The organism is Pseudomonas fluorescens (genome assembly GCF_001307155.1).
GTDB lineage: Bacteria > Pseudomonadota > Gammaproteobacteria > Pseudomonadales > Pseudomonadaceae > Aquipseudomonas > Aquipseudomonas helvetica.
This window is the reverse complement of sequence record NZ_CP012830.1, coordinates 1,357,501-1,380,711: the sequence shown is the minus strand read 5'-3', so window position 1 is coordinate 1,380,711 and position 23,211 is coordinate 1,357,501. Positions and strand designations below refer to the sequence as shown.

Here is a 23,211-nt window from a genome sequence, read left to right as displayed (position 1 = left end):
CCACCGGGAGTCGAAACATGCAGCGTTCCATTGCCACCGTTTCCTTGAGCGGTACCCTGCCGGAAAAACTCGAAGCCATTGCCGCCGCGGGTTTCGATGGGGTGGAGATTTTCGAGAACGACCTGCTGTACTACGACGGCAGCCCGCGTGAAATCAAACAGATGTGCGCTGACCTGGGCATCGCCATCACCCTGTTTCAGCCCTTCCGTGATTTCGAAGGCTGCCGCCGCGACCGCTTGCCGCGCAACCTTGAGCGCGCCGAGCGCAAGTTCGACCTGATGCAGGAGCTGGGCACCGACCTGGTGCTGGTGTGCAGCAACGCTTCGGCCGACAGCGTTGGCGATGAGCAGATTCTGGTCGACGACCTGCGACTGCTGGCCGAGCGCGCCGGGGCTCGTGGCTTGCGGATCGGTTATGAAGCGCTGGCCTGGGGCCAGCATGTGAACACGTATCAACAGGTCTGGAACATTGTCCGCCAGGCGGACCATCCGAATCTGGGCGTGTTGCTGGACAGTTTTCATACCTTGTCGCTCAAGGGTGATCCACGGGCTATCGCGGATATTCCCGGCGAGAAGATTTTCTTTGTGCAAATGGCCGACGCACCGATCCTGGCGATGGACGTGCTGGAGTGGAGCCGACATTTTCGTTGCTTCCCCGGACAGGGCGAATTCGACTTGCCAGGTTTTCTCGCGCCGATTATCCAGAGTGGTTACACCGGGCCGCTGTCACTGGAAGTTTTCAACGACGGATTCCGCGCCGCGCCACCACGCGCCAATGCCGCCGATGGTCTGCGCTCCTTGCTGTATCTGGAAGAGAAGACCCGAGCGCGTTTGCAGCAACAAGCGACGCCCACACCGAACCTCGACATTTTGTTTGCCACGCCGCCGGCCAGTGAGTACGACGGTATCGAGTTTCTCGAGTTCGCGGTGGACGAAAGTCTTGGAGCCAAACTCTCGAATTGGCTGGAGCGACTGGGTTTCGTCAAGGCCGGTGAGCACCGCTCCAAGAACGTCACGCTGCTGCGCCAGGGCGATATCAATCTGATTCTCAACTCTGAACCCTATTCGTTTGCCCACAGCTTTTTCGAAGCGCACGGGCCGTCATTGTGCGCGACCGCAGTGCGGGTCAAGGACAGTGCCAGTGCGCTGGCCCGGGCGGTGGCGTACAAAGGGCAACCCTATCGCGGGCTGGTCGGCCCCAATGAGCTGGAACTGGCGGCGGTGCGTGCGCCGGATGGCAGCCTGATTTATCTGGTGGATGAGCACGCCGATGTCTACGGCACCGACTTCCGGCTGCATCCGACGGCAGCCACCGCTGGTGGACTGAAAAGGATCGACCACATGGCGATGGCGCTGCCGGCGGACAGCCTCGACAGTTGGGTGCTGTTCTACAAGAGCCTGCTGGATTTCGAGGCCGACGATGAAGTGGTGTTGCCTGACCCTTACGGCCTGGTGAAAAGCCGCGCGCTGCGCAGCCGATGCAGTTCGATCCGTTTGCCGCTGAACATTTCCGAAAACCGCAACACCGCCATCTCTCACGCCTTGTCCAGTTATCGTGGCTCCGGTGTGCACCACATTGCCTTTGACTGCGACGATATGTTCGCTGAAGTCAGTCGCGCCAAAGAGGCCGGCGTACCGCTGCTGGACATCCCGCTCAATTATTACGATGACCTCGCTGCACGCTTTGATTTCGATGACGAGTTCCTCAGCAAACTTGCCTATTACAACGTGCTGTATGACCGCGACGCTCAGGGCGGTGAGCTGTTTCATGTGTACACCGAGCCGTTTGAAGGGCGCTTCTTCTTTGAAATCATCCAGCGCAAAAACGGCTATGCCGGATATGGTGCGGCCAACGTCGCGGTGCGCCTGGCGGCGATGGCGAAATCACGCAGCGGAGGTGTGCGTCACGCCAAGTTGTAGGAAATTGGTAAACGCAGGGGTAAACGGTCGTGGCGAAGCTTCCTTCACTGCAGCGTGCGGCCCATAATCGCCAGCTGTGCAGTGAAGGCCATGAGCCCGGAATGAGAATGACCACAGAACTCACCGTCGCGCCCGACGAAACCTTGATCGAGCCGCGCAAGAGTCGCAAGAACAACCCGGAAAAGACCCGCGAGAACATTCTTCAAGAAGCCATTGTCGAGTTCGTTCAGCAGGGCCTGTCCGGTGCTCGTGTCGATGCTATCGCCGAACGCATCCACACCTCGAAACGGATGATCTATTACTACTTCGGAAGTAAGGAGCAGCTCTACGTCGAAGTGCTGGAGAAGCTTTACGGCGATATCCGCAGCACTGAAAGTCGCTTGCACCTGGCTGAGCTGGAACCGCGTGAGGCGATCCGGCGTTTGGTGGAATTCACCTTCGATCACCATGACCGCAACGTCGACTTTGTGCGCATCGTCAGCATCGAGAACATCCACAACGCCGAGTACGTGAAGCAGTCCGAAGCGATCAAGGCGATGAACAATACGATCCTCGATTCACTGGGCGTGATTCTGCGTCGCGGTGCCGAAGAGGGTGTATTCCGCAGCGGGCTGGATCCGCTGGACGTGCATTTACTGATCAGTTCGTTCTGTTTTTACCGGGTGTCGAACCGTCATACCTTTGGTGAGATTTTCCAGATCGACTTGCCGGATGAAGCGATCAAGCAACGTCATCGCCAGATGATCTGCGAGTCAGTACTGCGTTATTTGCAGGCCTGAAGCTCAAGCCAGCAGATTGATGATCGTTCCCATGCGTGGGAACGAACATCAAGAAGACCGTGGTCGTTAACCATTCATGCTTTGAAAATGCGCGAGCATTCGCTGTGCATCCGGCGCCACGCCGCTGAACAACTCAAAGGCCTTTACTGCCTGAAACACCGCCATGTTGCCGCCATCCAGAGTACGGCAACCCAAGGCACGGGCGTTGCGCAGCAGTTCAGTTTCCAGTGGAAAGTAAACGATCTCCGCGACCCACAATTCAGCCCGTAGCAACTCCACCGGCACTGGCATGCCGGGCAATTTGGCCATGCCCATCGGCGTGGTATTCACCAGTCCATCGGCCTGCGCCAACGCACTTGGCAGATCGCTGCCGGCACAGGCCCGGCCGCTGCCGAAATGCTGATTGAGATTATTCGCAAGGCTTTGCGCACGACTGACGTCCACGTCGAAAATACTCAATTGCTGCACGCCTTCGCTCAACAGCGCGTGGGCCACCGCAGCCCCCGCACCACCAGCGCCCATTTGGACGACGCGCTCGCGGGCAGCATCCTTCAAGCCCCGACGAAAACCTTCGGCGAAACCGAGGCAGTCGGTGTTGTGCCCAATGCGTTTCCCGTCCTTGAGCACCACGGTGTTGACGGCACCAATACCTCGGGCTTCAGGCGAGAGTTCGTCGAGCAGCGGGATGATCGCCTGCTTGCACGGAAAGGTGATGTTCAGACCCGTAAAGTTCATCCGTTCCGCTGACATCAGCAGGTCGGGGAGCGCACCGCTGTCGAGTTTCAGTTGATCGAGGTCGATCAACCGATAAAGGTAGCGCAGGCCTTGGGCATCACCCTCGCGCTCATGCAGCGCCGGGGTTCGAGACGCCTGGATACCGGCGCCGATGAGTCCTGCGAGTACCGTGTTGTTCTGCGACATGTGACTTATCCCTTCAAGCGTTGACTGAAATGCTCCAGCGCCAGGCGATAGCCGTGGCTGCCGAATCCGCACAGGACAGCGGTGGCGATGGCCGACACGAACGAGTGGTGACGGAACGGTTCGCGAGCATGCACATTGGACAGGTGTACTTCGATCACCGGTAACTCGCTGGCGATCAGCGCGTCGCGGATCGCTACCGAAGTGTGCGTCCAGGCCGCCGGGTTGATCACGATTCCGGCACAACGACCGCGTGCCGAGTGAATCCAGTCGAGCAATTCGCCCTCGTGGTTGGTCTGGCGAAACTCCACCGCCAGGCCGAATTCTTCGCCAGCGCGACCGCACAAGGCCGAGATGTCGGCCAGGGTTTCGTGGCCATACGTCGCCGGCTCACGGCTGCCGAGCAGGTTCAGGTTCGGGCCGTTGAGCACCAGAACGATAGGGGACATCAGGGCGTTCTCCATTGTTATTGTGGGCGTGGGTCAAAGGTGACCCGCCTGTGGAGATAAATTGTACCAGCTGGTTAATTTGGTCAATTGAAGCTGAGCGGCAAGTCGCGTAAGACGACAATAAGTGTTCGATGATCGGACAGTCGCTGTCGTCAGTGTGATCGCCGCCATGCGGTGCTTTAATTGACCTTGAAGGAAGCCCGAGGCAGAACGCTACCCACTCAAGGATGATTGTGAACACCGATCCCACGCCCCACCAGTCCACCCGCAACGCCCAACTGGTCATCGCTGCGCGACTGGTCTCGGACTTCGGTGCGTTTCTCAATATGGTGGCGCTGGCCACTTACGTTTATATGCTCGGCAACAGCGCCATGAGCGTCGGGATCTTTCTCGCCAGCCGCGTGGCCGGTGGGGTTTTTGCCAGTTTGATCGGCACGATGTTTTATCGCCGTTGGGGCGGACGCTTACCGTTGATAGCCTTCGACCTGCTGCGTGCCGGGCTGTTAGGCCTGTTGCTGGTATTACCGGTGTCGCAGCAAGTGCTGTTATTACCGGTGATCGCTTTCGGTCTGGGGCTCGGTAACTCGATGTTTGCCATCGGCCTCAACAGTCAATTGCCGCACATGATCGCCGGGGAGCAACTGCTCAAGACCAATGCCTGGATCACTTCGGCTTCGTCCGCAGCGATGGTTGGAGGGAGTCTGGTGTCGGGGCTGTTGGTGGCTGGTTTCGGCTTCGAAACGGTGTTTGCACTGAACGTCGTCACTTATCTGTTGGCGGCACTATTCATTGTGCCGTTACGGCTCTCCAAACCGGCACCGAATGCCGAGCCAACCCACAAACGGGACGAATGGAGCGCGCTACGCCAAGGCTTGTGCAGCTCGCCGGTCATCGCTGCGATGCTCGCGTTGGCGATGGCCGACACCCTCGGCAGTGCCGCGCACAATGTGGGTTTCCCGATTATTTCCAAACTGCTGACACCCGAGTCGGCCAGCACCACGCTGGGCTTGATGCTGGCGGTGTGGGCGTGTGGCAAGTTGATCGGAGCACGGGTGGCCAGCCGCTTGCCAGGCTCGGAAAACTCAAACCTGGAGCGGCGGTTCTTTTTCGGCGTGTTGTTGATGTCCAGCGGCTTCATCCTGATGTTCCAGCAACAGAGCCTCTATGGCTTGCTGCTGTTTGCATTGCCGGCGGGCCTGGGGGATGGCTTTTCCGAGGTCGGGCTGATGTCGCGCTTGCAGCGTGAACCGGACAGCCTGCGCCTGCCGATTTTCAGCGTTCTGACCTTGCTGCAAATGACCGGGTTCGGCGTCGGCATGTTGATCGCCGCGCCGTTCTACAACGTGTGGGCACCCGGCGCGGTGGTGCTGCTGTTTCACGGGATCCCCCTCAGCACCTTGCTGGTACTGAGGGTGTTGGCGATCAGGGGCGAGCGGGCTCGGCGCAGCAGCCCGACGCCAGTTCCTTGAGAATCGGGCAGTCCGGGCGGTGATCGCCCTGACAATGCTCCACCAGATCCTGCAAGGTGTCGCGCAACTGGCCGAGTTCGCGGATTTTCTGGTTCAGCTCGTCGATGTGCTGACGGGCCAGTGCCTTGACGTCAGCGCTGGCTCGTTGGCGATCCTGCCAGAGGGTCAGCAGTTTGCCGACCTCTTCCAGGGAAAACCCGAGATCGCGTGAACGCTTGATGAACGCCAGGCTGTGCAGGTCGTCGTCGCCATAGATGCGGTAGCCGCTGTCAGTGCGATGCGCTGCCTTGAGCAGGCCGATCGACTCGTAATAGCGAATCATCTTGGCGCTAAGGCCGCTGTGTCTGGCCGCTTGACCGATGTTCATTCAACGTCCTCCAGGTCTTTCGGTTTCCAGGTCTTGAGCAGTAAAGCATTGCTTACCACGCTGACGCTGGACAAGGCCATCGCCGCACCGGCGATCACCGGGTTGAGCAAGCCGAAGGCTGCCAGCGGAATGCCGATCAGGTTGTAGACGAAAGCCCAGAACAGATTCTGGCGGATCTTCGCGTAGGTCTTGCGGCTGATCTCCAGCGCTGCTGGTACCAGGCGAGGATCGCCGCGCATCAAGGTGATCCCGGCTGCGTGCATCGCCACGTCGGTGCCGCCGCCCATGGCAATGCCGATATCCGCCGCTGCCAGCGCCGGAGCGTCGTTGATGCCGTCGCCGACCATCGCCACGACGCCGGTTTTTTTCAGCTCAGTGACGGTTGAGGCTTTTTCGGCCGGCAGCACTTCGGCGTGAACGTTACTGATGCCCAGTGCTTGTGCAACCACTCGGGCGCTGCCACGGTTGTCACCCGTCAGCAGGTGACTGCCGATGTGTTGCGTGTTCAATTCCTCAATCGCTTGCAGCGCGCCAGGCTTGAGGGTGTCGCCAAAGGCGAACAGGCCGAGCACCCGCGGCTTGGGGCTTTGCTCGATCAGCCATGACAAGGTTCGACCCTCGGCTTCCCAGGCGTTGGCGGAGTCGCTCAAGAGACCGGCGCTCAAGCCGCTTTCTTCCAGCATACGGCGATTACCCAGCGCCAATTGGCGACCGTCCAGCGCGCCGGCAATGCCACGACCGGTCAGTGATTGGCTGGCGCTGACATCGGCCACCGGCAAGTCACGCTCGGTGCAGGCATCCAGCACGGCTTTGGCCAGCGGGTGCTCGCTGCCACGTTGCAGGGCGCCGGCCTGTTGCAGCAGAGTTGCTTCGTTGCCGTCGATGGCACGCAAGTGAGCGATGCGCGGCGTGCCGGACGTCAGTGTGCCGGTCTTGTCGAACACCACCACGCTGACTTCATGGGCGCGCTCCAGCGCTTCGGCGTCCTTGATCAGAATGCCGTGGCGCGCGGCCACACCGGTCCCGGCCATGATCGCGGTCGGCGTGGCCAGGCCGAGGGCGCAAGGGCAGGCGATCACCAGCACCGCGACTGCGTTGATCACCGCGGTTTCCAGCGGTGCGCCGTACAGCCACCAGCCGATCAAGGTTGCCAGCGCTAAAAGCAGCACGACGGGGACGAACACCTGGCTGACTTTATCCACCAGCTTTTGAATCGGTGCCTTGCCGGCCTGGGCGTCTTCGACCAGACGGATAATTCGCGCCAACACGGTTTCTGCGCCAAGCGCTTGAGTCCGAACCAGCAGCCGGCCTTCGCCGTTGATTGCGCCGCCAGTGACTTTGTCGCCGGGATGTTTGGGCACCGGCAGGCTTTCACCGCTGATTAGCGCTTCGTCAGCATGGCTCTGGCCTTCAATCACTTCACCGTCCACCGGGAAACGTTCACCGGGTTTGACCAGCACCAGGTCACCGAGGCGCAACGCGCTGATGGCGACGTCCTGTTCACGGCCGTCGATCACTTGAATTGCCCGTTCAGGACGCAAGGCTTCAAGGGCGCGAATGGCGCTGGCGGTCTGGCGTTTGGCGCGGCTCTCGAGGTATTTGCCGAGCAACACCAGCGCGATCACTACCGCCGAAGCTTCGAAATAAAGATGCGGCATGCTACCGGCACTGGCGGTGGCCCACAGGTAAATGCTCAAGCCATAACCGGCGCTGGTGCCCAGGGCCACCAGCAGGTCCATGTTGCCGGCGCCCGCGCGAACGGCCTTCCACGCGGCGACATAAAAGCGTGCACCGAAGATGAATTGCACTGGGGTCGCCAACGCAAACTGCACCCAGGCCGGGAGCATCCAGCTCAGGCCGAACGGCTGCACCAGCATTGGCAGCACCAGTGGCAAGGCCAGCACGATTGCCAGCAGCAGGCTCCAGCGCTCACGGCGCAGACGCTGCACTTGATCGTTATCGGTGGATTGCTCGGCTTGCCAGACGCTGGCGGTGTAACCGGCCTTGCTTACCGCATCGATCAACACCTGCGGATCGATCTGACCGAGCAGTTCGAGGTGCGCGCGTTCGTTAGCCAGGTTGACGCTGACGCTGTTCACCCCGGCGATTTTATTCAAGGCACGTTCGACCCGACCGACACACGAGGCGCAGGTCATACCGCCAATGCTCAATTCGAGGCTGTGTGCCGGCACGCTGTATCCGGCCTGCTGCACCGCTTCCATGAGTGCCGGCAAACTGTCGCGGGGGGCCTGGACGCGCGCTTGCTCGGTGGCCAGGTTGACGCTGACGGCACTGGCACCGACAACTTTGCTCAACGCACGCTCGACACGTCCGGCACAGCTGGCGCAGGTCATGCCGGATATCGGCAGATCGAAGGTGGTGGAATCGGACATCGGTCTTACTCCCTGTAGAGATGACCTACAGGATCAACCTTGCCATGCGGGCAAGGTCAAGCGCCATGTAGGAGCAAGGCTTGCCCGCGATGCAGGCAACGCGGTCATGCAGGCCAACCGCGTCATCGTTTATCGCGGGCAAGCCTTGCTCCTACGGAACCGTGGGGGGATCAATACCCCAGCGCGGCGGGCTTGAGGTACATCCCTTGCTGATTCATGGCGATGCGGAATTTCAACAGGTCACCCGCCCTCAGCGTGATGTTCTGCGAACCCGGGGCGAGCATCCCGGCACTGCAACCTGGCGCCTGGCCGGGCAGCAGTTTGAGCCGCAAGGAGTAGTTGCCCGGCGGCAAATTGAATGAGGTGCTTTGTTCCTGGAACAACCGCGCCGACAGCTGATCCTGGATGTACACGCCAATCTCGCACGAGGTCGCGACTTCCAGGCGCTCGCGAGAAATGATCAACACACCATAGTCTTCGGCGCTGGCCGAGGGCGCGGCGGCGAAAAGACTGAGCATGCCGAATAGGCTGAAAGCTGACCAGCGCATGGCTGCATCTCCTGCTTTTGAGTCATTGATGGCGAAGCTTGGCCGAGCGCGGCGACGATTGCCAGCCCGGCAGATCACTGCAGAACTTGACCTTGCCATAGTGGCAAGCTCAAGACTGGTTTCAACCTCATCAAAGGAGCTGTCTCATGCAAGTATTCAACGTTCAAGGAATGTCGTGCGGTCACTGTGTTCGGGCCATTACCGAGGCGCTGCAAGCCAAGGATCCGGCGGCCAGTGTCCGGGTTGACCTCGCGGCGAAGGAAGTCGGTGTCGAGAGCGCGTTGTCGGCAGAGCAGGTGATCAGCCTGATCAGCGAAGAAGGCTACGCGGTCACGCTGGCCTGAACCTTTTTAATAGTTAGCGACCTATCGGAATGTTCAAGGCGTCCAGGCGCAGTTAGACTGTCGTGCTGTCGACTGACGTAAAACTGGACGCCTGATGAACCTCCGCACCATTCTGATTCTTGGCGCCTTGAGCGCTTTCGGGCCGCTGGCTATCGATTTCTATTTGCCAGCCTTCCCGGCCATGGCGGCCGCTTTCGGCACGGATGAAAAACACGTTCAGTTGACCCTGGCAGCTTATTTTCTCGGCCTGTCGATTGGTCAGTTGGCTTATGGGCCGGTGGCCGATCGCTTCGGCAGGCGCATGCCATTGCTGGTGGGTGTCGGTCTGTTCACCCTGGCATCGCTGGTGTGCGCGTTTGCGCCGAGCCTTGAGTGGCTGATCGCGGCACGTTTCCTTCAAGCGTTGGGCGGCTGCGCCGGGATGGTGATTTCCCGCGCGGTGGTCAGCGACAAGTGCGACGCAGTGGGTTCGGCGAAAGTCTTTTCCCAACTGATGCTGGTGATGGGCCTGGCACCGATTCTTGCGCCAATGCTCGGCGGTCTGCTGGTCAACCTGTATGGCTGGCAGTCGATCTTTATCGCCTTAACGGTGTTCAGCGCATTGTCCGCCCTGGCGGTTGCCGTGGGCCTGCCGGAAAGTTTACCGGCCAATCAACCGCGTCAGCCGTTGTCGGGTGCTCTGCGTCAATATGGCCGGCTGCTGTCGGACAGGATCTTTCTCGGACATGCCTTGACCGGCGGCATCGCGATCGCCGGGATGTTTGCCTACATTGCAGGTTCGCCTTTCGTCTTCATCAAGCTTTACGGTGTTCCGGCCGAACACTTCGGCTGGTTGTTCGGCACCAACGCCGCGGGCTTCATTCTGGTGGCGCAGGTCAATGCCCGGTTGCTCTCCAAACGCGGCCCGGCCTTTTTGCTGGCGCGCACCGTATGGATTTATCTGGCTGCCGGCCTGAGCTTGCTGGCGGTCAGTTCACTGCATACCGAACATTTGTGGCCGTTGCTGATCCCGCTGTTCATCTGTATCGCAAGCCTGGGTTGCATCATTCCCAATGCATCGGCGTGTGCCATGAGCGGACAGGGCGCGCGCGCAGGCAGCGCTTCGGCGATGCTCGGTTGCTTGCAGTTCAGCGTTGCCGCAGGCGCGGCGGCGTTGGTTGGCGTGCTGCACGACGGCACAGCGATGCCGATGGCGATGGTCATCAGCCTGTGCGCAATATTAGTGGTGAGCGTCGCGATGCTCACCCGTCGGCTGCAAGTTGCCCGGGCAGCGCAAGCCGCGACTTGAGTCAGCCGGTTGCTCGTTGCTGACGTTGGGGGAGTTGATGAGGGGCTTGCAAGCGAGCCTCGAGGGTCGAGGTAAAAGCGCGAGCTTCGGCTTCACTGCGGAAGTTCACCGCGTGGTTGTCCAGGCGGACCTGCCACTGGGATTTTGCCAATTCTTTTATCAGGATCTTCATTGCTGACTTCCTCACCTAAAAGACTGCATTGCGGGAAGCTCGATTGTAGACCTGAATCAAAGCGGATTTGTGACGCGGATCAAATCCTCGGACTGACGGTGTGCGTCGTTTCTGAAACAGCAAGCCGAACACACCGTCATCTAAAACCCTAGAAGCCTTCGAGGACGATCTTGCCCCTGGACGTGCCGCTTTCCAGCAGTTCATGGGCGCGGCGCAGGTTGGCCGCGTTGATCGTGCCGAAGTGTTCGCCGACCGTGGTTTTCAATGTGCCCGCGTCGACCAGCTCGGCCACCCGGTTCAGCAGCTTGTGCTGTTCGAGCATGTCGGCGGTTTCGAACAGCGAGCGGGTGTACATGAATTCCCAGTGCAACGACAGGCTCTTGCGTTTGAGCTTGGTCACGTCGAGTGCCTTCGGATCATCGATCAGCGCAAGCTTGCCTTGAGGCGCGAGGGCTTCGACCAGTTGTTCGAAGTGCTGGTCGGTTTCGGTCAGGCTGGCAACGTGTGTCACCTGAGGGTGGCCGGCGCGCTTGAGCTCTTCGCTCAGCGGTTGGCTGTGATCGATCACCAGGTCTGCGCCCAGTTCGCGTACCCAGCTTTGGGTCTGCGGGCGTGAGGCAGTGCCGATGACCTTCAGTGCGGTGAGCTGGCTGGCCAGTTGAGTCAGGATCGAGCCCACGCCACCCGCAGCACCGACGATCAGCAGGCTTTGGCCTTGAGCGGTTTTGCCTTCGCGCACTTGCAGGCGTTCGAACAACAGCTCCCACGCGGTGATCGCGGTCAGCGGTAGCGCGGCGGCCTCGGCGAAACTCAGTGACGTTGGCATATGGCCGACAATGCGCTCGTCCACCACATGCAGTTCGCTGTTGCCACCTGCGCGCGCGATGGAGCCCGCGTAGTAAACCTTGTCACCGTGCTTGAACAGGCTGACGTCGCTGCCGACCGCCTTGACCACGCCGGCCACATCCCAGCCCAGCACTTTTGCCGCGCCATCTTCGGGCGCGACATTCTGGCGAACCTTGGTGTCCACCGGATTGACCGAGATGGCTTTGACTTCAACCAGCAAATCCCGTGGGCCTGCAACCGGCTCGGGCAGTTCGATGTCCTGCAGCGATTCTGGATCGTTGATGGGCAGCGAACGGTAGTAGGCGATGGCTTTCATGGGGGACTTCTCACGGGTTATTTGATGGCATGGATGATTGGTGATTTCTCTTGAAGATAAAACCGGCTAAAAGAACAGTATCTTTCAATATTTTTTTGATAATGCAGGTGAGTTGATGCTGCGTTTCGATGACTTGCAGTTGTTCGTCCGGGCTGCGGACCTCGGCAGTCTGTCTGCAGCGGCGCGGGTCATGGACCTGTCGCCGGCAGTGGCCAGCGCCGCGTTGAAACGGATCGAACAGCAATTGTGCGCGCGGTTGCTGGCGCGTTCGACTCGCAGTCTGCGTCTGACCGCAGAGGGCGAAGGCTTCCTGGAATATGCCCGCGCGGCGCTGAGCAATCTGGATGAAGGACGTCGTTTGCTGGCCAGCGGACAGGATCAGGTCAGCGGCGTATTGCAACTGTCGGCACCTTCGGACTTCGGTCGCAATTTGCTGCTGCCGTGGCTGGACGAGTTCCAGCGCGAGCATCCAAAACTGACGGTACGCCTGCTGTTGGGCGACCGGATTGCCGACCTGTTCCGCCAACCGGTGGACATTGCCCTGCGCTATGGGGAGCCGGAAGACTCAAGCCTGGTGGCGCTACCGATCGCCCCGGACAACCGTCGCGTGCTGTGTGCCTCCCCGGAGTATCTCGCACGGCATGGTGAACCGCGCCAGCTGGAGCAACTGGCCCAGCACAATTGCCTGTTGTACATGCTGGGCAGCCGGGTTCACGAGCACTGGAGCTTTCATGATGGCAAACGGGAGATGAGCCTGACCGTCAGCGGTGATCGCTTCAGTGATGATGCGGACGTAGTGCGTCTGTGGGCAGTGGCCGGTGCCGGAATTGCCTACAAGTCCTGGCTGGATGTAGCCGGCGATGTATTGGCCGGGCGCTTGAAAGTGCTGATGCCGGCGCTGGTCTGCGAGCGCGCACCGCTGAATTTACTGTGCGCCCATCGCGCTCAATTAAGTAAGCCGGTGAACCTGCTGAGTGAAATGCTCAAGTCACGATGTGCCCAATTGTCGGCTCAATCGCCAGCAATGATCGGTGCGGGCGAGTAGTCGCACGCAAATAGGGAAAATTCTGGCAGGAACTATCACCTCCGAAAGCTTCCGGCCGGCAGGAACCGAAGATCATCGCGCATATACTAGTGCCTGCCTGGAGTCGCACCGTTGTCGGCGACGTTGCGATGTCTTGCTCAAAGCGGTTGGACGCTGTGCTGATCGTTGTTGAGCCCGGTCGGGGTTTTCGAAGAGGTTCGTCGCATCCGTTGGTTATACCGCCCGGCTTTTGGCGGTTTTCACGCCTTGGCCGGCAGCACATTACTGGTCAAGATGTCCCAGAGCAGCAGACAAATGATTCAACAGGGAGTGAATACATGGAACATGCACCTTGCATCAGCCAGATAGCCACGTTGCTGGCAGACCCAAAGCGTAGCGCGATGATGTGGGCCTTGATGGACGGTACTGCACGGCAATCCGAGGAGTTGGCATTGCTGGCAGGCTTGTCGCCGTCATCGGCCAATGCGCACCTGGGGCGCTTGTCCAGCGGTGGACTGTTGAAAGTCGAGGAGCGTGGGCGCAAGCGGTTTTTCCGGCTTGCGGCTCCCGAAATCGGTGCAGCAGTTGAAGCGCTGGCCAGCGCCACTCTGGCCAGTCTGCCAGGCAAGGTTCCAGAGTTGCTCAAGCGCACCAGTCCATCGACGAAAGCGCGTACGGCGCCTTCGTCATTGCTTCGGGCCAGGCTCTGTGAAGACCATCTGGGGGGAAGCCTGGCAGCCGATCTGTATCAGCGAATGCTCGATGCCGGCTGGATCGAACAGCTGGACAAGCGTGTCATCGTGACCCACAAAGGCGCCAATCGGCTGGCAACCCACGGCGTGTTCATTCAGGCCCTGGCCCACAGCACTTCCCGAGTAGTCCGTGCCTGCCCTGACTGGAGCGAGCGCCGACCGCATCTGGGCGGCACTCTGGGGGCGGCGGTATTGCAGCTGTTCATGCAGTCCGGCTGGTTGAATCTACCCAGCGACACGCGTGTTCTGCAGATCACCGCGGCCGGTCAGCGTGAAATCGATCAGTTCGCCAAAGAGGCCGAGTTGGAAATGGCGCTCTAGCAACAGTTGAAATCGACGTCTGTGGCCAGAGGCTTCAGACGTCGCTCAGAGCTGTGGCCAGGTCGTATCCAGCAATAGTGACCCCAGGCGATCCCGCACACTCGATTCGGGGATTATCGAATGGGGGATACGGCATGGAAACGCAAGGCTATAGCGCGGCAGAACGTCTGGAACGACTGCCCATCAGCGGTTATCACCGGATCATTTTCATCATCATTGCCCTGGCGTTTTTCTTCGACTCCATGGACCTGGCAATGATGACGTTCCTCTTGGGGTCGATCAAAGCCGAGTTCGCTCTGAGCACGGCGCAAGCCGGGCTGCTGGCCAGTTCGAGCTTCTTCGGCATGGTGCTTGGCGCGTCTTTGTCCGGGATGCTTGCCGACCGCTTCGGGCGCAAACCGGTGTTTCAGTGGAGCATCGTGTTGTGGGGCATCGCCAGTTACCTCTGTTCTACGGCACAAAGCGTCGAGACGCTGACACTGTTTCGAGTGCTTCTGGGAATCGGCATGGGTATGGAGTTTCCGATTGCCCAATCGATGTTGTCCGAGTTGATCCCGGCCAAACGGCGCGGGCGCTACATCGCGTTGATGGATGGCTTCTGGCCGCTGGGTTTTGTCGCAGCGGGCGTGCTGTCTTACTTTCTGTTACCGCTGGTTGGCTGGCGCGACATCTTCCTGGTACTGGCGGTGCCGGCGGTGTTTGTCCTGGCGATTCGCTTCTTCATTCCCGAGTCACCACGCTGGCTGGAACAGGCCGGGCATCACGCGGCAGCGGACAAGGTTTTGCTGCGCATTGAAGACAAGGTGCGGACCTCGCTGGGGAGCGCCGATCTGCCGGAGCCGATTCGTTTGCCCAGAATCGAGAGTCGTCCGGGGCACTTTCTTTCGGCCTTGAATGAAATTTGGTCACCTTTGTACCGCCAACGCACGATGATGATCTGGAGCGTCTGGTTTTTTGCCTTGCTTGGCTTCTATGGCCTGACTTCCTGGCTCAGCGCATTGCTGCAGCAGTCGGGGTTTGCGGTGACTCAGTCGGTGTATTACACCGTGCTGATTTCCCTTGGAGGGATTCCCGGTTTTCTCATGGCTGCCTGGCTGGTGGAGCGTTGGGGACGCAAGCCGGTGTGCATCATCACCTTGCTCGGTGGTGGGGTGATGGCGTTTCTGTATGGGCAGAGCGCGGTGTTTGGCGGCAACGTCAGCCTGTTGATCAGTTCGGGCCTGCTGATGCAGTTTTTCCTGTTCGGCATGTGGGCCGTGCTCTACACCTACACCCCGGAGCTCTATCCTACTTCGGCGCGAGCCACCGGTTCCGGGTTTGCTTCGGCGATTGGCCGGGTCGGCTCGTTGCTCGGGCCATTGGTCACCGGGCTGGTGTTCCCGATAACGGGGCAGGGCGGGGTGTTCGCTTTGGGTGCGATGTGTTTCGCCATTGCCGCGGGCGTGGTCTGGCTGTTCGGAATGGAAACGCAGGGCAAGACGCTGGAAGAGTTGAGCGAAGTGGTCGCGGGGTAGTTCGACCGCGTTATCGTTCATCGCGGGCAAGCCTTGCTCCTACAATATTTGTGTCTATCGCGGAATTTGGATACGACACATCTCCTGTAGGAGCAGGGGGGGCGCCTAGCTCTTGCCCGCGATGGCGGTCTTATGGTTTGACCAACCGTGCATCCAGGCTGTTCTGCGCCAGGCGCTTGGCCTGATCCTGGGTCATGCCCAAATGGGTATACAGCGCATGGAAGTTTTCGGTGACATAACCACCGAAGTACGCCGGGTCATCCGAGTTCACCGTAACCTTCACCCCACGCTCAAGCATGTCGAGAATGTTGTGCTGGGACATGTCATCGAACACGCGCAGCTTGGTGTTGGACAGCGGGCAAACGGTCAACGGGATCTGCTCGTCGATGATCCGCTGCATCAGGCGCTCGTCTTCGATGGCGCGCACGCCATGGTCGATACGCTGGATTTTCAGCAGGTCAATGGCTTCCCAGATGTACTCCGGCGGGCCTTCTTCACCAGCGTGAGCAACGGTCAGGAAACCTTCATGACGAGCGCGATCGAACACGCGCTGGAACTTGCTCGGCGGGTGGCCCATCTCCGAACTGTCCAGGCCGACGGCGACAAACGCATCACGGAACGGCAGCGCCTGGTCGAGGGTTTTCTGGGCTTCTTCTTCGCTCAAGTGGCGCAGGAAACTGAGGATCAAGCCGCTGGTGATGCCCAGTTGCTGTTCACCGTCTTTCAACGCGCTGGCGATGCCGTTAAGCACCACTTCGAACGGCACGCCACGGTCGGTATGGGTTTGCGGATCGAAGAACGGTTCGGTGTGAATCACGTTCTGCGCCTTGCAACGCAACAGGTAGGCCCAGGTCAGGTCGTAGAAATCCTGAGAGGTGCGCAACACATCGGCGCCCCGGTAATACAGGTCCAGGAACTCTTGCAGATTGTTGAAGGCATACGCCTTGCGCAGGGTTTCGACGTCGCTCCACGGCAGGGCGATCTTGTTGCGTTCGGCCAGGGCGAACAGCAACTCAGGCTCCAGCGAGCCTTCCAGGTGCAGGTGCAATTCTGCCTTGGGCAGGGCGTTCAGCCAGTCGTACATATTCTTTTCTCATCAGGTACAGATAGTGAGCATTCTACAGATGCCTGTAGAAACAATTAGCAAAACCTGACCGGTCGGTTCATCCAGCCACCCCATAAGCCTGGGTGTCGGCAACGTAGGCAAGGGCCAGCCCTTGCCTACAATGGAGTCCGGTCAGATGCCGGCGATCAACTGCCGTGCCGCCTGGCTGTGATCGGCGATCAAGCCTTTCAGGTCCAGCCCTTCGACTTGCCCGTCGATCACTCGCCATTTGCCGCCGATCATCACCCGGTCTGCACGATCCGCGCCACACAACAGCAATGCCGAGATCGGGTCATGGCTGCCGGAGAAGCGCAGCTCATCGAGTTTGAACAACGCGAGATCCGCTTGCTTGCCCACCGCGAGTTCGCCGATGTCGCTGCGACCGAGCAGCTTCGCCGAACCCTGGGTGGCCCAGCCCAGCACCAGCTCCGGGGTGATTTTCTCTGCGCCATAACGCAGCCGTTGCAGGTACAGCGCCTGACGGGTTTCGAGGATCATGTTCGAGGCATCGTTGGATGCCGAACCGTCGACACCCAAGCCCAGCGGTGCGCCGGCAGCCGTTAATTCCAGGGTTGGGCAAATGCCTGATGCCAGGCGCATGTTCGAACTCGGGCAATGGCAAATGCCGGTACCCGCCGCGCCGAGTCGGGCGATTTCGTCGGGGTTGAAGTGAATGCCGTGCGCCAGCCAGGTGCGTGGGCCGAGCCAGCCAACGCTGTCCAGGTAATCCACGGTGCGCAGGCCGAAGCGTTGCAGGCAGAAGTCTTCTTCGTCGAGGGTTTCAGCAAGGTGGGTGTGCAGGCGCACATCGAGCGTGTTCGCCAGTTCGGCGCTGGCCGACATGATTTGCGGCGTGACCGAGAACGGCGAGCAGGGTGCCAGGGCGATCTGGATTTGCGCGCCTTCGCCACGTTCGTGGTACTCGGCGATCAGGCGTTGGCTGTCGGCGAGAATCACTTCGCCTTGCTGCACGGTTTGCTGGGGCGGCAGGCCTCCATCCTTTTCACCGAGGCTCATCGAGCCACGGGTCAGCATGGCGCGCATACCGAGTTCACGGACGCTTTCGACTTGCACGTCGATGGCGTTTTCCAACCCCTCGGGAAACAGGTAATGGTGGTCGGCGGCAGTGGTGCAACCCGACAGCAGCAATTCAGCCAGGGCCACCTTGGTCGCCAGTGCGAGTTTTTCAGGGGTCAGTCGGGCCCACACCGGGTAAAGCGTTTTCAGCCAGGGGAACAGCGGCTGATTGACCACCGGTGCCCAGGCGCGGGTCAGGGTTTGATAGAAGTGATGGTGGGTGTTGATCAGTCCCGGCAGGATCACATGCTCGCGGGCATCAAAGACTTGTCCACAGGGCGTCGCGGGTTGTTGGCCTTGCTTGAGTATTTCGACGATCAGACCGTCTTGCAGCACCAGGCCACCACGGGCATCGAGGTCGTTGGCCGTGAAGATCGCGAGGGGATTTTTTAACCAGATACGGGTCGCAGGCATTTGCCGGCTCCTCTGAAAGTTGGGTTCAGGTTCGCCAGCTCAGTGTTGCCCTGTCTGCTGATCCAGGGTCGCCGTGGGGGGCGAAGTTCAGAGTTTACGTGGAGACCGCTTCGCGGTCTATCGCGGGCAAGCCTTGCTCCTACAGGTCATGTGTCGTATCCCGGCTCCGGGATTAATACAAATCGTGTGGGAGCAAGGCTTGCCCGCGATGACGTCCTGTCAGGCAAGCATTACCAGGGAATCGTTTCACCCCGGTAATTCACAAAATGATGCCCACCCTTGCCGGCATAGGCGTTCACTTGATCGACCAGCCCGCGAGTGCTGGTGTCGACATCGATGTCCGCGCCTTCGCCGCCCATGTCGGTTTTCACCCAGCCTGGATGCAGCGACAAAACGGTCAGTTTCTGTTCGCCCAACTGTGTGACGAAACTGTTGGTCATCGAGTTCAGCGCCGCTTTGCTGGCCTTGTACAGTGCCAGTTCTGGTGCATCAGGCATGGTCACGCTACCGAGTACCGAACTCATGAACGCCAGTACACCGCTGCCTTCGCGGATCTGCCCGACGAAGCGCTGGGCCAGATTGATGGGCGCCACGGCGTTGGTGAAGAACAATTGACCCACTTCGGCCAGCGTCGCGCCACCGGGTGTCTGCACCTCCGGGCCTTTGACGCCGGCGTTGACGAACAACAGGTCGAACACCTGGCCTTTGAGTTGTTGGCTGAGGGCGATCACCGCTTGCTGATCGTCCATGTCGAGTTTTTCAATCCGTACCTTTCCCAGTGCCTGCAACGCTTCGGCGTTCTGTGGGTTACGCACCGTGGCGGTGACTTGCCAGCCGTCGGCCAGCAGGGTTTTCACCAGTCCCAGGCCGAGGCCTCGTGAGGCGCCGATGATCAGTGCGGTTTTTACCGTAGACATGAGTGGCTTCCTTGATAAAAGAGGGTCATGGATTCAATGGACAATGCTGTCCTAGCCGTTGTTGCAGTTCCTGGCGTAACTCACCGATCTCACCAAGCGTAAAGCCCAGACGTTGGACGATCAAATGCAGAAGTTAGATTCGGGGTCAGGCACTACTTAAGGGCGAGTTGCAGGATCGGGTGCAAATTTTGCTCGGGGTAATCTGATTAAAAAATGACCATGCGGCTGCAGGCTATGCCGGCTATGCGACTGAGCCAGCCATGAACGGGTTATCCACAGGTTGCTCCACAGTATTTGTGCGCAAGCCAGAAACCCGGGAATAAGCACTGTAAGGCTTTCTTCTAATGGTGATATACCGCTCTAACTGTTTGTTTTGCGGTGGAATTGAACCCGTGGATGGCCAATTGAGCGAAAAGTGATCAATGGCCGCAAAGCCACGTGGCGGAAGGGTTACAGCGCTGTGTGCTCAGGTTATCCACAGTCGGGTGCACAGCGGTTGTGGGCAAGTGTCGGAAATGTTGGCATGGCGCCAATGCCCTAAAAGATCGCAGCGCTACGGGCGAAACAGGATCGCTTGCAGGAGCTGTCGCAGGCTGCGATCTTTTGATCTGTTTTCAACGTTGCAACAAAATTCGCCCACGGCTCAAATCCGCCAGTTGACGCTGCAAGGTATCGATCTGCGTCTCACCGATGGCCAGTTGCAGTTCCACACCATTGGCGGTGAAGGTTTCTTCCACCACCAACCCGCCCAGCTCCGCGACGCGCAGTTTGACCAGCGCCAATTCGCTAAAGCCGCAGGCACAACGAATCGGCACCCGGCTGATCAGGGCAATCCGCTCGGCGCCTTGCAGGCATTTATTGGCGCTGCCGCCGTAGGCCCGTGCGAGACCGCCAGTGCCCAGTTGAATGCCGCCGTACCAGCGAATCACCACGACCGCGACCTGATCGCAATCCTGCGCTTCAATCGCCGCGAGTATCGGCCGGCCAGCAGTGCCGCCCGGTTCGCCATCGTCACTGCTGCGGTACTGATCGGCGAGTTTCCAGGCCCAGCAATTGTGTGAAGCGTTCAGGTCGCTGTGCTGTTCGATGAACGCCTGCGCCTCGGCAGCGCTGGTGATCGGTGCCGCGAGGGCGATGAAGCGGCTTTTGCGAATCTCTTCACGGTATTCGCAAACGCCTGCGAGGGTAAAAGGCATGGCTGAAGGTCTTAAATGGCTGGGGTGAGGCCGCAGCCTTTAAGAATGATACGGATCAGGTTATTGCTGGCATCTTCCATGTCCTGCCTGGTCAGTTTGGTACGACCGGTGACGCGGCAAATTTGCGTGGCGAAATCGGCGTAATGCTGGGTGCTGCCCCATAACAGGAAGATCAGGTTCACCGGGTCTACAGGGTCCATCTTGCCGGCATCGATCCAGGCCTGAAACACGTCCGCGCGGCCCTGGAACCAGGCGCGGTAATCCTGATTGAAGTACTCGGTCAGGCATTCACCACCGCTGATGACTTCCATGGCGAACACCCGTGAGGCTTGCGGCTGGCGGCGGGAGAATTCCATCTTGGCGCGAATGTAGCGGGTCAGCGCTTCAGCGGGATCGTCTTCGGCAGTAAGGGTGTTAAAGGTGCTGTCCCACAACTGAATGATGTTGCTCAACACCCCGATGTACAGCCCAAGCTTGTTGGTGAAGTAGTAGTGCAGATTGGCCTTGGGCAGCCCGGCATTCTGCGCGATGGTGTTCATGCTGGTGCCCTTGAAGCCGTGACGAGCGAATTCGATTTCGGCGGCTTTGAGGATCGCCTCTTCGTTCTTCTGACGAATGCGGCTGGCAGGCTTACCTGCGTGGGCTGGGACTTCAAAGGTCATGGGCGGTTCCGAGCGGGTCAGTGGGTGCACCGTGCGTTGATAGCGCACCCACAGGAATCCGACAAGCCTTGTTGCGATAAAAGCGTCAAAGCTGGGCCTTTCATGCGGTTTATCGAGTCGCCGCAAGGCTTTCCAGGAAGCTTTCCAGTACCAAATGCGGGCGCCGCCCCTTGCGTGTGACCGAAGCCAGGCTCAGGTCATAAAAACGGGTGTCGGGTTTGAGCGCGCGCAAGCGACCTTGCTGCACCCACAGGCTGGCGTAGTGGTCTGGCAGGTAACCGATGTAGCGCCCGGTCAGAATCAGAAACGCCATGCCCTCGCGGTCCGATGCGCTGGCGGTGCAGTTGAGCGCCTGATAATGCGCCTGGATCTCGGCCGGTAGACGGAAGGTCGGAGCGATCGCGTCCTGACTATTCAGGCGTTCATCGTCCAGCTGTTTATCGTCGACATAAAACAATGGATGGCCGACCGCGCAGTAGAGTAGCGAACGCTCGCTGTACAGCGGCTGATACTCAAGCCCCGACAAGGCGCTGGCCTGCGGTACCACGCCGACATGCAAGCGTCCATCGAGCACGCCCTGTTCGACTTCATTGGGCGCGATCATGCGGATCTGAATCTGCACGTCCGGCCCACGCTCTTTCAACTGCGCCAGTGCGTGGGTGATGCGCATGTGGGGCAGGGTGACGAGGTTGTCGGTCAGGCCGATGGTCAATTCACCGCGCAAGTGTTGATGCAGTCCGTTGACCTCGGTGCGAAAACTTTCCAGCGCACTTAATAGCTGCAACGCCGATTGATAGACCTCGCGGCCCTCTTCGGTCAGCGAGAACCCGGCTCGACCACGCTGACACAGGCGCAGACCCAGTCGTTGTTCAAGATCGCTCATTTGCTGGCTGATGGCTGAGCGTCCAATCCCGAGCACACTTTCCGCTGCGGAGAAGCCGCCGCACTCGACCACGCTGCGAAAGATCCGCAGCAGGCGGATATCAAAGTCACTGACTTGCGCCAGTGGATCGGGTCGGCGGCTGCTCATGCTTTTTACTCAAAAGTTTAGTGATTGGCTGACTGAAGGTTAGAAAAGTTGGATTTCACCGACTTTATCGTCGTGGCAACTTAGCTGCAAGAACGCTTTTAATCCCTACGCCGCTTATTGCCCTGCGAGGTTTTGCTCATGAACGTGCCTGAAAACGCCCCGGTCTCCCTGGCCAGCCAACTCAAGCTCGATGCCCACTGGATGCCGTACACCGCCAACCGCAATTTCCAGCGCGATCCGCGTCTGATCGTTGCCGCTGAAGGCAGCTACCTGATCGACGACAAGGGCCGTAAAGTCTATGACTCGCTGTCAGGTCTGTGGACCTGCGGCGCAGGGCATACCCGCAAGGAAATCCAGGAAGCGGTGGCCAAACAGTTGGGCACCCTCGATTACTCGCCGGGCTTCCAGTACGGTCACCCGCTGTCGTTCCAGCTCGCCGAGAAAATCACCGAGCTGACCCCGGGCAATCTGAATCACGTGTTCTTCACTGACTCCGGTTCCGAATGCGCTGATACAGCCGTGAAGATGGTCCGCGCTTACTGGCGTCTGAAAGGTCAGTCGACCAAGACCAAAATGATTGGTCGTGCCCGTGGCTACCACGGCGTGAACATCGCCGGCACCAGCCTGGGTGGCGTGAACGGCAACCGTAAGCTGTTTGGTCAGGCGATGATGGACGTCGACCACCTGCCGCACACTCTGCTGGCGAGCAACGCCTATTCCCGTGGCATGCCGAAAGAGGGCGGTATCGTCTTGGCCGAAGAGCTGCTCAAACTGATCGAACTGCACGACGCCTCGAACATCGCTGCGGTGTTCGTCGAGCCACTGGCCGGTTCTGCCGGTGTACTGGTTCCGCCTCAGGGTTATCTGAAGCGGCTGCGCGAAATCTGCGACCAGCACAACATCCTGCTGGTATTCGACGAAGTCATCACCGGCTTCGGTCGTACCGGTTCGATGTTCGGTGCTGACAGCTTCGGCGTGACCCCGGACCTGATGTGCATTGCCAAGCAAGTTACCAACGGCGCGATCCCGATGGGCGCGGTGATCGCCAGTTCGGAGATCTACCAGACCTTCATGAACCAGGCGACGCCGGAATACGCAGTGGAATTCCCGCACGGTTACACCTATTCCGCGCACCCGGTGGCTTGCGCTGCCGGCCTCGCGGCACTCGACCTGCTGCAAAAGGAAAACCTGGTGCAGAGCGTGGCCGAAGTCGCGCCACATTTCGAGAATGCGCTGCACGGTCTGAAAGGCTCGAAGAACGTCATCGACATCCGTAACTACGGCTTGGCCGGTGCGATCCAGATCGCTGCGCGCGATGGCGACGCTATCGTGCGTCCATTCGAGGCGGGCATGGCGCTGTGGAAGGCGGGTTTCTATGTGCGCTTCGGCGG

The 23,211-nt window shown here is 59.7% G+C and carries 22 protein-coding genes (1 of these 22 only partly in view); 9 read left to right on the top strand and 13 right to left on the bottom strand.

What is annotated here, in order from left to right:
* The first annotated feature begins 17 nt into the window (after positions 1-17).
* Both quiC and AO353_RS06180 read left to right on the top strand, forming a co-directional pair.
* Positions 18-1,919 carry a 3-dehydroshikimate dehydratase QuiC gene (gene quiC / locus AO353_RS06185; protein ID WP_054594162.1) on the top strand — a complete coding sequence of 634 codons (1,902 nt, stop codon included), beginning with the start codon at positions 18-20 and terminating at the stop codon, positions 1,917-1,919.
* A gap of 101 nt (positions 1,920-2,020) precedes the next feature.
* Complete coding sequence (locus AO353_RS06180) at positions 2,021-2,698, top strand: TetR/AcrR family transcriptional regulator (protein WP_054594161.1); 678 nt, start codon at positions 2,021-2,023, stop codon at positions 2,696-2,698.
* Positions 2,699-2,764: 66 nt separating this feature from the next.
* Here the strand turns inward: AO353_RS06180 and AO353_RS06175 are convergent, their stop codons facing one another.
* Both AO353_RS06175 and aroQ read right to left on the bottom strand, forming a co-directional pair.
* A complete protein-coding gene (locus AO353_RS06175) occupies positions 2,765-3,619 on the bottom strand; it encodes a shikimate dehydrogenase (protein ID WP_054594160.1) in 855 nt (284 codons plus the stop codon).
* A 5-nt stretch (positions 3,620-3,624) separates the two neighbouring features.
* A complete protein-coding gene (aroQ, locus tag AO353_RS06170) occupies positions 3,625-4,065 on the bottom strand; it encodes a type II 3-dehydroquinate dehydratase (protein WP_054594159.1) in 441 nt (146 codons plus the stop codon).
* A gap of 233 nt (positions 4,066-4,298) precedes the next feature.
* Between aroQ and AO353_RS06165 the strand changes: the two genes are divergently transcribed.
* Positions 4,299-5,534 carry an MFS transporter gene (locus tag AO353_RS06165; protein WP_237142964.1) on the top strand — a complete coding sequence of 412 codons (1,236 nt, stop codon included), beginning with the start codon at positions 4,299-4,301 and terminating at the stop codon, positions 5,532-5,534.
* On the opposite strand, the gene cueR is transcribed toward AO353_RS06165, so the two are convergent.
* From cueR to AO353_RS06150, 3 genes are all read right to left on the bottom strand, one after another.
* Positions 5,488-5,901, bottom strand: a complete 414-nt coding sequence (cueR, locus tag AO353_RS06160; RefSeq protein WP_054594157.1) for a Cu(I)-responsive transcriptional regulator — start codon at positions 5,899-5,901, stop codon at positions 5,488-5,490. The genes AO353_RS06165 and cueR overlap by 47 nt on opposite strands.
* The gene (locus AO353_RS06155) at positions 5,898-8,294 is read right to left on the bottom strand and encodes a heavy metal translocating P-type ATPase (RefSeq protein ID WP_054594156.1); all 2,397 of its coding nucleotides are present in this window, start codon (positions 8,292-8,294) and stop codon (positions 5,898-5,900) included. The genes cueR and AO353_RS06155 overlap by 4 nt, the downstream gene beginning before the upstream one ends.
* Positions 8,295-8,464: 170 nt before the next feature.
* Entirely contained in the window at positions 8,465-8,842 is a 378-nt protein-coding gene (locus AO353_RS06150) for a hypothetical protein (protein WP_054594155.1), read from the bottom strand.
* Positions 8,843-8,988: 146 nt separating this feature from the next.
* Here AO353_RS06150 and AO353_RS06145 point away from each other — a divergent pair, with 146 nt between their 5' ends.
* The gene (locus AO353_RS06145) at positions 8,989-9,186 is read left to right on the top strand and encodes a heavy-metal-associated domain-containing protein (protein ID WP_054594154.1); all 198 of its coding nucleotides are present in this window, start codon (positions 8,989-8,991) and stop codon (positions 9,184-9,186) included.
* 94 nt (positions 9,187-9,280) lie between these two features.
* Positions 9,281-10,474 (top strand): multidrug effflux MFS transporter, encoded by a 1,194-nt coding sequence (locus AO353_RS06140; RefSeq protein ID WP_054594153.1) that lies wholly within the window; start codon positions 9,281-9,283, stop codon positions 10,472-10,474.
* Position 10,475: 1 nt separating this feature from the next.
* Here AO353_RS06140 and AO353_RS31315 read toward each other — a convergent pair whose 3' ends face one another.
* Both AO353_RS31315 and AO353_RS06135 read right to left on the bottom strand, forming a co-directional pair.
* Positions 10,476-10,646 (bottom strand): hypothetical protein, encoded by a 171-nt coding sequence (locus AO353_RS31315; RefSeq protein ID WP_173859962.1) that lies wholly within the window; start codon positions 10,644-10,646, stop codon positions 10,476-10,478.
* A 148-nt stretch (positions 10,647-10,794) separates the two neighbouring features.
* Positions 10,795-11,808 carry a zinc-binding alcohol dehydrogenase family protein gene (locus tag AO353_RS06135; RefSeq protein WP_054594152.1) on the bottom strand — a complete coding sequence of 338 codons (1,014 nt, stop codon included), beginning with the start codon at positions 11,806-11,808 and terminating at the stop codon, positions 10,795-10,797.
* A gap of 115 nt (positions 11,809-11,923) precedes the next feature.
* Between AO353_RS06135 and AO353_RS06130 the strand changes: the two genes are divergently transcribed.
* From AO353_RS06130 to AO353_RS06120, 3 genes are all read left to right on the top strand, one after another.
* Complete coding sequence (locus tag AO353_RS06130; RefSeq protein WP_054594151.1) at positions 11,924-12,853, top strand: LysR family transcriptional regulator; 930 nt, start codon at positions 11,924-11,926, stop codon at positions 12,851-12,853.
* A 317-nt stretch (positions 12,854-13,170) separates the two neighbouring features.
* The gene (locus tag AO353_RS06125; protein ID WP_054594150.1) at positions 13,171-13,905 is read left to right on the top strand and encodes an ArsR/SmtB family transcription factor; all 735 of its coding nucleotides are present in this window, start codon (positions 13,171-13,173) and stop codon (positions 13,903-13,905) included.
* 134 nt (positions 13,906-14,039) lie between these two features.
* Entirely contained in the window at positions 14,040-15,419 is a 1,380-nt protein-coding gene (locus AO353_RS06120) for an MFS transporter (protein ID WP_054594149.1), read from the top strand.
* 130 nt (positions 15,420-15,549) lie between these two features.
* Here the strand turns inward: AO353_RS06120 and AO353_RS06115 are convergent, their stop codons facing one another.
* The 6 genes from AO353_RS06115 to AO353_RS06090 all read right to left on the bottom strand — a co-directional run bounded on the left by AO353_RS06115 (position 15,550) and on the right by AO353_RS06090 (position 21,820).
* Positions 15,550-16,503: an adenosine deaminase gene (locus AO353_RS06115; protein ID WP_054594148.1), complete on the bottom strand. Its 954-nt coding sequence runs from the start codon at positions 16,501-16,503 to the stop codon at positions 15,550-15,552.
* Positions 16,504-16,656: 153 nt separating this feature from the next.
* The gene (locus AO353_RS06110) at positions 16,657-18,015 is read right to left on the bottom strand and encodes an 8-oxoguanine deaminase (protein WP_054594147.1); all 1,359 of its coding nucleotides are present in this window, start codon (positions 18,013-18,015) and stop codon (positions 16,657-16,659) included.
* 230 nt (positions 18,016-18,245) lie between these two features.
* Entirely contained in the window at positions 18,246-18,932 is a 687-nt protein-coding gene (locus tag AO353_RS06105) for an SDR family oxidoreductase (protein ID WP_054594146.1), read from the bottom strand.
* A gap of 614 nt (positions 18,933-19,546) precedes the next feature.
* Positions 19,547-20,128 carry an IMPACT family protein gene (locus AO353_RS06100; RefSeq protein WP_054594145.1) on the bottom strand — a complete coding sequence of 194 codons (582 nt, stop codon included), beginning with the start codon at positions 20,126-20,128 and terminating at the stop codon, positions 19,547-19,549.
* Positions 20,129-20,139: 11 nt separating this feature from the next.
* Positions 20,140-20,790 carry a TetR/AcrR family transcriptional regulator gene (locus AO353_RS06095; RefSeq protein ID WP_054594144.1) on the bottom strand — a complete coding sequence of 217 codons (651 nt, stop codon included), beginning with the start codon at positions 20,788-20,790 and terminating at the stop codon, positions 20,140-20,142.
* Between the two features lie 109 nt (positions 20,791-20,899).
* On the bottom strand, positions 20,900-21,820 hold the full coding sequence (locus AO353_RS06090; RefSeq protein WP_054594143.1) for a LysR family transcriptional regulator: 921 nt from the start codon (positions 21,818-21,820) through the stop codon (positions 20,900-20,902).
* Positions 21,821-21,958: 138 nt separating this feature from the next.
* Here AO353_RS06090 and AO353_RS06085 point away from each other — a divergent pair, with 138 nt between their 5' ends.
* Positions 21,959-23,211 carry the 5' portion of an aspartate aminotransferase family protein gene (locus AO353_RS06085; RefSeq protein WP_054594142.1) on the top strand. It continues 97 nt past the right edge of the window, so 1,253 of the gene's 1,350 nt are visible here — the first part of the coding sequence; the start codon lies at positions 21,959-21,961; its stop codon lies off the right edge, out of view.

Bases quoted from the DNA above. Each gene is read 5' to 3' on its own strand.
- quiC (WP_054594162.1), top strand. From the start codon at position 18: ATGCAGCGTTCCATTGCCACCGTTTCCTTGAGCGGTACCCTGCCGGAA.
- AO353_RS06180 (WP_054594161.1), top strand. From the start codon at position 2,021: ATGAGAATGACCACAGAACTCACCGTCGCGCCCGACGAAACCTTGATC.
- AO353_RS06175 (WP_054594160.1), bottom strand. From the start codon at position 3,619: ATGTCGCAGAACAACACGGTACTCGCAGGACTCATCGGCGCCGGTATC.
- aroQ (WP_054594159.1), bottom strand. From the start codon at position 4,065: ATGTCCCCTATCGTTCTGGTGCTCAACGGCCCGAACCTGAACCTGCTC.
- cueR (WP_054594157.1), bottom strand. From the start codon at position 5,901: ATGAACATCGGTCAAGCGGCCAGACACAGCGGCCTTAGCGCCAAGATG.
- AO353_RS06155 (WP_054594156.1), bottom strand. From the start codon at position 8,294: ATGTCCGATTCCACCACCTTCGATCTGCCGATATCCGGCATGACCTGC.
- AO353_RS06150 (WP_054594155.1), bottom strand. From the start codon at position 8,842: ATGCGCTGGTCAGCTTTCAGCCTATTCGGCATGCTCAGTCTTTTCGCC.
- AO353_RS06145 (WP_054594154.1), top strand. From the start codon at position 8,989: ATGCAAGTATTCAACGTTCAAGGAATGTCGTGCGGTCACTGTGTTCGG.
- AO353_RS06140 (WP_054594153.1), top strand. From the start codon at position 9,281: ATGAACCTCCGCACCATTCTGATTCTTGGCGCCTTGAGCGCTTTCGGG.
- AO353_RS31315 (WP_173859962.1), bottom strand. From the start codon at position 10,646: ATGAAGATCCTGATAAAAGAATTGGCAAAATCCCAGTGGCAGGTCCGC.
- AO353_RS06135 (WP_054594152.1), bottom strand. From the start codon at position 11,808: ATGAAAGCCATCGCCTACTACCGTTCGCTGCCCATCAACGATCCAGAA.
- AO353_RS06130 (WP_054594151.1), top strand. From the start codon at position 11,924: ATGCTGCGTTTCGATGACTTGCAGTTGTTCGTCCGGGCTGCGGACCTC.
- AO353_RS06125 (WP_054594150.1), top strand. From the start codon at position 13,171: ATGGAACATGCACCTTGCATCAGCCAGATAGCCACGTTGCTGGCAGAC.
- AO353_RS06120 (WP_054594149.1), top strand. From the start codon at position 14,040: ATGGAAACGCAAGGCTATAGCGCGGCAGAACGTCTGGAACGACTGCCC.
- AO353_RS06115 (WP_054594148.1), bottom strand. From the start codon at position 16,503: ATGTACGACTGGCTGAACGCCCTGCCCAAGGCAGAATTGCACCTGCAC.
- AO353_RS06110 (WP_054594147.1), bottom strand. From the start codon at position 18,015: ATGCCTGCGACCCGTATCTGGTTAAAAAATCCCCTCGCGATCTTCACG.
- AO353_RS06105 (WP_054594146.1), bottom strand. From the start codon at position 18,932: ATGTCTACGGTAAAAACCGCACTGATCATCGGCGCCTCACGAGGCCTC.
- AO353_RS06100 (WP_054594145.1), bottom strand. From the start codon at position 20,128: ATGCCTTTTACCCTCGCAGGCGTTTGCGAATACCGTGAAGAGATTCGC.
- AO353_RS06095 (WP_054594144.1), bottom strand. From the start codon at position 20,790: ATGACCTTTGAAGTCCCAGCCCACGCAGGTAAGCCTGCCAGCCGCATT.
- AO353_RS06090 (WP_054594143.1), bottom strand. From the start codon at position 21,820: ATGAGCAGCCGCCGACCCGATCCACTGGCGCAAGTCAGTGACTTTGAT.